Origin of the sequence: Bradyrhizobium sp. Leo170 (genome assembly GCF_004296405.1) — a bacterium.
In the GTDB taxonomy this organism is placed as follows: Bacteria; Pseudomonadota; Alphaproteobacteria; order Rhizobiales; family Xanthobacteraceae; genus Bradyrhizobium.
Map to the genome: position 1 here is coordinate 1 of NZ_PSRR01000389.1, position 7,657 is coordinate 7,657.

The following is a 7,657-nucleotide window of genomic DNA, read 5'->3' on the forward strand; positions in this document are numbered from 1 at the left end:
CAGCGCGAACCCGGAATCCATTTCTCCACTTACGCATGCGGCCCGATGGATTCCGGGCTCGCGCTGACGCGCGCCCCGGAATGACGTCGGTTCAGCTTTAGCCAGCTAACAGCTCAAGCGTTCGTGGGTCGGCTTCGCCACCATAATATTTCTTCAGCGCAGCGGGAAATTCGGGAACGGCCGACACCGCGGCAAACAGCGTCATCGAGGAGCGGAACTTCAGATCGTCGGGACTGCCGAGAATTTCCCGGATGGTCTTGCCATCGACGGCGTTGACGAGACGCGTGCATTCGAGCAGCCGCGGTCCCAGGATCTCATGCTTCAGATAGGCGATCGCCTCGTCGCGAGAGGCGATCGCAAAGCGCTGCGCCATCGCGCTGAACCCGAGACCGGCAAGCTGCGGGAAGATGAACCACATCCAGTGGCTTTGCTTGCGGCCGCGGCTGAGCTCAGCCACAACCTGCCGGTAAACCGGAGCCTGCGCATCGACAAAGCGCGCGAGATCAAAGCGGTCGCTCATGGGCTTCTCCCTGATGGGCCGACGAGCTCGACGAGGCGATCGAGCAACGGCCGCTGGCCTTCGAGTATCTTCGCATGCGCGGCCGCGAGATCGAACCATTCGGCGCGATCGATCTCAGGGAACGCCTGCATCTTCCCGCTTCTCGGCGGCCACTCGATCTCGAACATATTACTCCTGATAGCATGCACATCGAGATCGCCTTCGACGGCGAAAGCGATCACGCGCTTTCCGGCGCGCTGGCGGATCTCGCCCAGCGGTTCGAGCGGCTGATCAAGGACGACGCCGGTCTCCTCGGCAAATTCGCGGCGCGCCACGGCGATTGCATCCTCCTCGCCGTCCATCTCCCCCTTCGGGATCGACCAGGCGCCCTCGTCCTTGCGGCGCCAGTAGGGCCCGCCGGGATGCACGAGCAGAACTTCCAGCCGCGACCCCGAACGGCGATACATCATGATGCCCGCACTTGCGGGCGTGCGACGTGTCGCCTTCAACGATCTTTGCTCCCGCCATGCATTTTCGGCTCCGTCGGCCAGCACCGGATTGGTCGGCATGTATGCGACGTTTCGCATCGGCTCAAGACGCTACATGCGAGGTTCTGCGAGATCACATCTTAAGGTAGAATCCGTTCCACCGATCCAACCGTGTGAGGTCTCCCATGTCTTTCCGCGATGATAACAGGGAATTCGAGAAGTGGTTGGCGACGCAGTGCGATATCGTCAAGAGCGACATCGACTACAAGCACGAGCGAATGAAGGAGAGCGCCTTCATCTTCCTGCGCGCGACCTATTTCCGCTGGGCGAGGAAAATCGGCGACTGGTGTCCGGAGCTGATGGACGCGCCCAAGGTGCTCGCCGTCGGCGATCTGCATCTGGAAAATTTCGGAACCTGGCGCGACGCCGATGGGCGTCTGGTCTGGGGAGTCAACGATTTCGACGAAGCCGCCGAGATGCCCTATCTGCTCGATCTCGTCCGTCTGGCAACCAGCATCCAACTCGCGCCGCGTTCGGCTGTCGACGATGAAGATGCCGCCAGCACCCTGTTGAAGGCATATCACGAGGGCCTGAAATACCCGCGACCGGCGCTGTTGTTCGAGAACCGAACCTGGCTCAGGCCTTACGCCGAGCCGGACGACGGAGAAGCGGAAGAATTCTGGGACGACATCGAAAAATATCGCAAGCCCCGGCCGCGACCGAGGGAGGTCGAGAAGGTACTGGAGGCAAGCCTGCCTAAGGACGCGACCGACATCCGGCTATGCCAGATTTTCAAGAAGGGCGGCGGCAGCCTGGGACGGCCGCGTTACGCCGTGATCGCAAAATGGCGCGAAGGCCTGGTCGTGCGTGAGGCAAAGGCGTTAGTGCCCTCGGCATGGACCTGGGCTCACGATGCGACAACATCGAAGAAATCGAATTTCCTCAAATCGGCCAACGGCAGGTACCGTTCGCCGGATCCCTTTCTGACCGTACACAAGAAGTTCATCTTCCGCCGCATCTCCGCCGACTCCAAGAAAATCGAACTCGGCAAGAGCGCCGGGAGAAAGCTGCACCTGAAGCTGCTTCACGCCATGGCATTCGATGTTGCGTCCATCCACGCCGCCAGCCCGGCCGGACGCCAGGCCATCGAAGCCGACCTGCGAAAACGCCCACGCGGCTGGTTGCAAGCAGCGGCAACTGTCGCGAACGGGAAGGTTCGGCGCGACTATCGGCAATGGCGGGGCTGATGGATTTGTAGTCGTTCCAAACCGCGAAGCCCGCTCGCGCTGGGCTCATTTCGTTGTTATATTGTCTTCGGGACGATCGACCGGACATTGATTATTGGGTGCGGCGTTAGTCGAAGGAAACGCGATTCTTACGGAGATCCTTCATGTCTTCCTTGACCGAATGGAAAGTGCCACCGGCACACCAGCCCAGTTCCGGCAACTACAAGTTTGACCTCGACCGCGCGCTTGCCGCCGTGGTGGGACTGCACTCCATCATCCCGTCCGACGCGTTCAGCGCGGAGACGCTGGGCACGGAGCGCGCCGGCAACGGTGTCCTGATCGACGACGGGCTGGTGCTGACGATCGGCTATCTCATCACTGAAGCGGAAACCGTGTGGCTGCATCTTGGCGACGGTCGTGTGATCGAGGGCCATCCGCTCGGGTTCGATTTCGAATCCGGCTTCGGCCTGGTGCAGGCGCTGGGACGGCCGGGCATCGAGCCGATGCCGATCGGCTCGTCTGCCGCGACGAAGGTCGGCGACAATGTCGTGGTCGGCGGCGCCGGCGGCCGCACCCGCTCGCTGGCGAGCCAGATCGTGGCGAAGCAGGAATTTGCAGGCTATTGGGAATACCTGCTCGACGAAGCGATCTTTACCTATCCCGCGCATCCCAATTGGGGCGGCACCGCGCTGATCTCCGGCAAAGGCGAATTGATCGGCATCGGCTCGCTGCAGCTCGAACGCGAGCGCAACGCCCGCGCTGAGCATGTCAACATGATGGTGCCGATCGACCTCTTGATGCCGGTGTTCGACGACCTGCGCAAATATGGCCGCGTCAATCGGCCATCGCGGCCCTGGCTCGGCATGTACACGACCGAGATCGACAACCGCATCGTCGTGGTCGGCATCGCCGGCAAGGGCCCGGCGGCGCGCGCCGAGCTGAAGACCGGCGACGTCATCCTCGCCGTCAACGGCGAAAAGGTGATGAGCCAGGCGAGCTTCTATCGCAAGCTCTGGTCGCTCGGCACCGCCGGCGTCGACGTGCCGCTCACCGTCTATCACGAAGGCGTCACCTTCGACGTCACGCTGGCCTCGATCGATCGCACGAAACTGTTGAAGGGGCCGCGGCTGCATTGAGCGCGAAGAGCAGCGCAATGGGCGAGGCCGTGGTGGACGACATCGTTGCCGTGCTGCCGCCGCTGTTGCAGACGCTGGAATCGCTCGGCTTCATCGCGCGCCATTTGCACCCGCCGGAGTTCGGCCACGTCATGCAGATCGCGGGCGAGCCGGACGCGGCGCTGCGCGCGGTCCGCCCGCGGCTCGCCGACTGGCCGGAGCAATTTGCCGCGATCAGGGCGCAACTCGAAACCGCAAGCGATGCGGCGCTCGCCGCATATCGGGGCCTGCGCGCGGTGCAGGACGGCAATGGTGATCTCGTGAGTGTGTTCCGCGCGCTGCGCTACACGCCGCGCGCGCTGGAGGCGCTCTATCCGCTGGCCACGCGATTGCCACCGGTGAACGAGTTCTTCACCGATCCCGCTTTGCGCGGGGATGCCGAACTGCTAGCGCGGCTGGCCGAGCCTGCCGGTGCAACCACCGGCATTCTGCACGACGGTAACGAGCCGGGCAGCCGCGGGGGCTTTTCGCTCTACGTGCCGGAACATTACACACCCGACCGCGCCTGGCCGCTGGTGATGGCGCTGCATGGCGGCAGCGGCAATGGCCGCGGCTTCTTGTGGAGCTGGCTGCGCGACGCACGCAGCCGCGGCGCCATCCTCGTCTCGCCGACCGCGCTCGGAAGCACCTGGGCGTTGATGGGCGACGATATCGACACGCCGAACCTTGTCCGCATTCTCGATTTCGTACGGTCGCGCTGGACTATCGACGAGAAGCGAATGCTGATGACGGGAATGAGCGACGGCGGCACGTTCTGCTATGTTTCAGGCTTGGGCAGCGCCTCGCCCTTCACCCACCTCGCCCCGGTGGCAGCAACCTTTCATCCGCTGATGGCCGAAATGGCGGACGCGGAACGGCTACGCGGATTGCCGATCCATATCGTGCATGGGACGCTCGACTGGATGTTCCCGGTGCAGGTCGCGCGCCAGACGCAGCAGGCGCTGAGCGCGGCCGGTGCCGCCGTCACCTATCGCGAGCTCGACGACCTCAGCCATACCTACCCGCGCGAGATGAACGCGGTGATCCTGGAGTGGCTGAATGAGGTGCCGTAGCCCGGGTGAAGCGCCAGTGTAACCCGGGACCACTCGCCACGCTGGCGGAACTGTCCTCGTCGATGTCGTTGTTTCAAACCAGGCCGCCATTGGCGCGCAGCGTCTGGCCTTTGATCCAGGAGCCGTCGGGACCGGCGAGGAAGGACACGACCGAGGCGATGTCCTCGGGTGTGCCGAGCCGCTCCAGCGGATTGGCCTTGGCAAGGCGGTCGATCAGTTCCGGCGACTTGCCGTGCAGGAACAGATCGGTCGCCGTCGGACCGGGTGCGACCGCGTTGACCGTAATCGCGCGTCCGCGCAATTCCTTGGACAGGATCGCGGTCAAGACCTCGATCGCCGCCTTGGTCGCGGTGTAGGCGCCGTAGGTCTCGAACTTGGTGCCGACGACGCTGGTCGAGAAATTGATGATGCGTCCACCGTCGCGCAGCCGGCGCGCGGCCTCGCGCATCGCATTGAAGCTGCCCTTGAGGTTGATGGCCACGTGCTGGTCGAACAGCGCGTCATCGGTGTCGGCGATCCTGGCAAGCTTCATGATGCCGGCGTTGTTGACGAGCACGTCGACGCCGCCGAACGCGGCTTCCGCCGCATCGAATACGCCGCGCACCGCGTTGGGATCGCTGACGTCAGCCTTGGCCGTGAGAGCCCGGCCGCCGGCGGCTTCGATCCGGCTCGCCACCGCCTCGGCGGCTTTGGTGTCGCCGGCGTAATTGATCACGACGGTGAAGCCGTCCTTCGCAAGGCGTTCGGCCACCGCGGCGCCGATCCCGCGCGAGGCGCCCGTTACCAGTGCCACTTTGTTGGTTTCGTTCGACATCTTGTTCTCCTCTCGGTCTGCGGCTTGGCCGCTGGGTGACAGGAGCAAGGTAGGCACTTTCACACTCCGGATAATCATGCATAGATTGGCATCACTATTCCCAAAATCCGGATAATCGCGATGGATCGGTTCGATGCGATGCGGGTGTTCACCCGGGTGGTGGAGCGGCGCAGCTTTTCGCTTGCAGCTGAGGATCTCGGCATGCTGCGCTCGACGGTGACGGACGCCGTCAAATCGCTGGAGGCGCGGCTCGGTGTGCGGCTGATCGAACGGGCCACGCGGCATGTCCGCCCGACCCTCGATGGCGAAGCCCATTACCGCCGCTGCCTGTCGCTGATCGCCGACCTCGAGGATGCCGAAGGCGCATTCGGCGGCGGCAAGCCGAAGGGGCTGTTGCGGTTGGAAGTGCAGGGCACGCTGGCGCGTCACTTCCTGCTGCCCAACCTGCCGGGCTTCTTCGCGGAATATCCCGGCATCGAGATCAACATGAGCGAGAGCGACCGCTGGATCGACCTGATCGAGGAAGGCGTCGATTGCGTCTTGCGCTTCGGCCATCTGCCCGACAGCGACATGATCGCAAGGCAGGTGGTGATGCTGGAGCGCTTCACCTGCGCGGCGCCTGGCTATTTCGAGCGCTTCGGCACGCCGTCTGGTCCCGATGCGCTCGAAGGCCACCGCATGATCGGGATACGCTCGCTGACGACGAGGCGGCTGCGGCCGATGGAGTTCGTGGTCGGAGGCACGGTGCGCGAAGTGACGCTGCCGGCGATCATGTCGGTGACGGGACCGGAGAGCTACCTCGCCACCGCGCGGCTCGGCCTCGGCCTGGTCCAGGTGCCGCGCTTCCACGCCGAAGCCGATCTGGCGCGTTGGGCGCTCGTTGAGGTGCTCACCGAATGTCCGCCGCCCTCGGTCCCGGTATCCCTGCTCTACCCGCGCAACCGCCAGGTCTCGCCGCGCGTGCGCGTGTTCATCGATTACGTGATGCACGCCTTCGGGCGGGCTTAAGCGCGGTTCCGGTACGAACTGGCCGGCCCCGGAACCATCCGCCGGCCATCCCCGTTATCTGCGGTCACCGGAGGTTTCGTCATGCGAACGTTTTTCGGAATGATCTTGGGTGCGCTACTGCTCATTGCGGGCGTTTATCTCTATGATTCGATGCGGACGTCGAGCGTGGCGGGCGGCCAGGCCGCGCAGAGCGGCCGTACCATCGTCAACTGGGACGTTGCCGCCGATGACCTGAAGGCGCTGAAAGCACGCGCTCATGAGGATTGGCAGAAGATTTCATCGCGCTAGCGAAGACCTGCCAGACCTGAGGAACTGCCCGATCTAGCGACTCATGTTCGCCTTGCGCGCGTCGGCGATGGCCTGCACAAACTGCTCCTTGGTCAGGATGCCGGGCACGCGGAATTTGCCGACGATGAAGGACGGCGTGCCCTGAAAACCGAAGGCCTCGGCCTGGGCGTTGTTGCGCGCAAGAATGGCATCGATCGTCGTGGCATTGGCCGCAAGATCGCGCTTCAAGCGATCGATGTCGATGCTCGCACCTGCGAGCACCTCCTGTATCCGCGGCTCGGTCAGTTTCATGGTGAGGCCCATCATCGCCTCATGCGCTGCCTGAAACTTGTCCTGATACTTCGCGGCCAGCGCCATGCGCGATGCGACCTTCGACACATCGCCCAGGATCGGCCAATCCTTCCACACCAGGCGCACCTTGCCATCGTCCTGCGCAATTTGCTGCAGTTCAGGCGCGATCTTGCGGCAATAGGGACACTGGTAGTCGAACCACTCGACGATGCTGATGTCGCCCTTGGCGTTGCCGGCGACAGGGATCTCCGGATCGCGCAGCACGGCGGCTTCGGTCAGCACCTTCTCTTCTTCCTGCGCGACGGCAGTGCCGCCCAGCAGCGTGATGCCGGCAGCCATCAGGCCGAGCGCGGCGCGGCGCGTGGGTTCCGGATTGATTCCGGCACGATCGGTCGGTGGGCTCATGTCAAATCTCGCGGCTGCCTTCGCTGTCTACGCTCGGCAGGCGGACATGTCACGCAGCTTTGCTGAGCTCACCAAACTCGTCCGAAACACGGCACGATAAAGGCTGACGCGGCCGGCGTCATACTCCGACCGCGCCAGCCGCTTCAAGATCAAGCGGCGCCCTTCAACCGCTTGGTGCATTCGCTGTAATAGCCGCCGCCCTTCTGGATCCACTTCAGACCGCCATTGGCATTGGTGGTCTTGTTGGCATTGTACTGGTCGACGCAGGTGTGCATGCGCGCCTTGCCCTGCGTCTCCTTGGCGTATTTCGGATCGACCGCGTTCGGGAATACCGCCGGTCCCGCCGGCAACGCAGGCGCTGCGGCTGGAGCGGCTTCCTTCTTGGCCTCCTTGGCGGCCGGGGCCGGCGCG

General features: G+C 63.9%; 9 protein-coding genes and 1 pseudogene. 5 read left to right on the forward strand and 5 right to left on the reverse strand.

Annotated elements, in window-relative coordinates; genetic code table 11:
• Positions 1-97 precede the first annotated feature (97 nt).
• Both CWO89_RS37910 and CWO89_RS37915 read right to left on the reverse strand, forming a co-directional pair.
• Positions 98-520 carry a DUF1810 domain-containing protein gene (locus CWO89_RS37910; protein WP_130583463.1) on the reverse strand — a complete coding sequence of 141 codons (423 nt, stop codon included), beginning with the start codon at positions 518-520 and terminating at the stop codon, positions 98-100.
• The gene (locus CWO89_RS37915; protein WP_283813573.1) at positions 517-1,008 is read right to left on the reverse strand and encodes an NUDIX hydrolase; all 492 of its coding nucleotides are present in this window, start codon (positions 1,006-1,008) and stop codon (positions 517-519) included. The genes CWO89_RS37910 and CWO89_RS37915 overlap by 4 nt, the downstream gene beginning before the upstream one ends.
• Positions 1,009-1,172: 164 nt before the next feature.
• Here CWO89_RS37915 and CWO89_RS37920 point away from each other — a divergent pair, with 164 nt between their 5' ends.
• From CWO89_RS37920 to CWO89_RS37930, 3 genes are all read left to right on the forward strand, one after another.
• Positions 1,173-2,234, forward strand: coding sequence for a DUF2252 family protein (locus CWO89_RS37920; RefSeq protein ID WP_130583464.1), 1,062 nt, complete (start codon positions 1,173-1,175; stop codon positions 2,232-2,234).
• 143 nt (positions 2,235-2,377) lie between these two features.
• Positions 2,378-3,349, forward strand: coding sequence for a S1C family serine protease (locus CWO89_RS37925; RefSeq protein WP_130583465.1), 972 nt, complete (start codon positions 2,378-2,380; stop codon positions 3,347-3,349).
• 17 nt (positions 3,350-3,366) lie between these two features.
• Entirely contained in the window at positions 3,367-4,440 is a 1,074-nt protein-coding gene (locus CWO89_RS37930; protein ID WP_130583466.1) for a carboxylesterase family protein, read from the forward strand.
• A 73-nt stretch (positions 4,441-4,513) separates the two neighbouring features.
• On the opposite strand, the gene CWO89_RS37935 is transcribed toward CWO89_RS37930, so the two are convergent.
• Positions 4,514-5,254 (reverse strand): SDR family oxidoreductase, encoded by a 741-nt coding sequence (locus CWO89_RS37935; protein WP_130583467.1) that lies wholly within the window; start codon positions 5,252-5,254, stop codon positions 4,514-4,516.
• A gap of 120 nt (positions 5,255-5,374) precedes the next feature.
• On the opposite strand from CWO89_RS37935, the gene CWO89_RS37940 reads away from it, so the two are divergent.
• Complete coding sequence (locus CWO89_RS37940) at positions 5,375-6,262, forward strand: LysR family transcriptional regulator (protein WP_130583468.1); 888 nt, start codon at positions 5,375-5,377, stop codon at positions 6,260-6,262.
• Between the two features lie 81 nt (positions 6,263-6,343).
• Positions 6,344-6,550: a hypothetical protein gene (locus CWO89_RS37945; RefSeq protein ID WP_130583469.1), complete on the forward strand. Its 207-nt coding sequence runs from the start codon at positions 6,344-6,346 to the stop codon at positions 6,548-6,550.
• A gap of 33 nt (positions 6,551-6,583) precedes the next feature.
• Here CWO89_RS37945 and CWO89_RS37950 read toward each other — a convergent pair whose 3' ends face one another.
• Both CWO89_RS37950 and CWO89_RS37955 read right to left on the reverse strand, forming a co-directional pair.
• The gene (locus tag CWO89_RS37950) at positions 6,584-7,246 is read right to left on the reverse strand and encodes a DsbA family protein (RefSeq protein WP_130583470.1); all 663 of its coding nucleotides are present in this window, start codon (positions 7,244-7,246) and stop codon (positions 6,584-6,586) included.
• Positions 7,247-7,395: 149 nt separating this feature from the next.
• Positions 7,396-7,657: pseudogene (locus CWO89_RS37955) on the reverse strand (hypothetical protein); the annotation flags it as partial.

Coding starts and splice junctions, on each gene's coding strand:
- CWO89_RS37945 (WP_130583469.1), top strand. CDS start 6,344: ATGCGAACGTTTTTCGGAATGATCTTGGGTGCGCTACTGCTCATTGCG.
- CWO89_RS37930 (WP_130583466.1), top strand. CDS start 3,367: ATGGGCGAGGCCGTGGTGGACGACATCGTTGCCGTGCTGCCGCCGCTG.
- CWO89_RS37935 (WP_130583467.1), bottom strand. CDS start 5,254: ATGTCGAACGAAACCAACAAAGTGGCACTGGTAACGGGCGCCTCGCGC.
- CWO89_RS37910 (WP_130583463.1), bottom strand. CDS start 520: ATGAGCGACCGCTTTGATCTCGCGCGCTTTGTCGATGCGCAGGCTCCG.
- CWO89_RS37925 (WP_130583465.1), top strand. CDS start 2,378: ATGTCTTCCTTGACCGAATGGAAAGTGCCACCGGCACACCAGCCCAGT.
- CWO89_RS37950 (WP_130583470.1), bottom strand. CDS start 7,246: ATGAGCCCACCGACCGATCGTGCCGGAATCAATCCGGAACCCACGCGC.
- CWO89_RS37920 (WP_130583464.1), top strand. CDS start 1,173: ATGTCTTTCCGCGATGATAACAGGGAATTCGAGAAGTGGTTGGCGACG.
- CWO89_RS37940 (WP_130583468.1), top strand. CDS start 5,375: ATGGATCGGTTCGATGCGATGCGGGTGTTCACCCGGGTGGTGGAGCGG.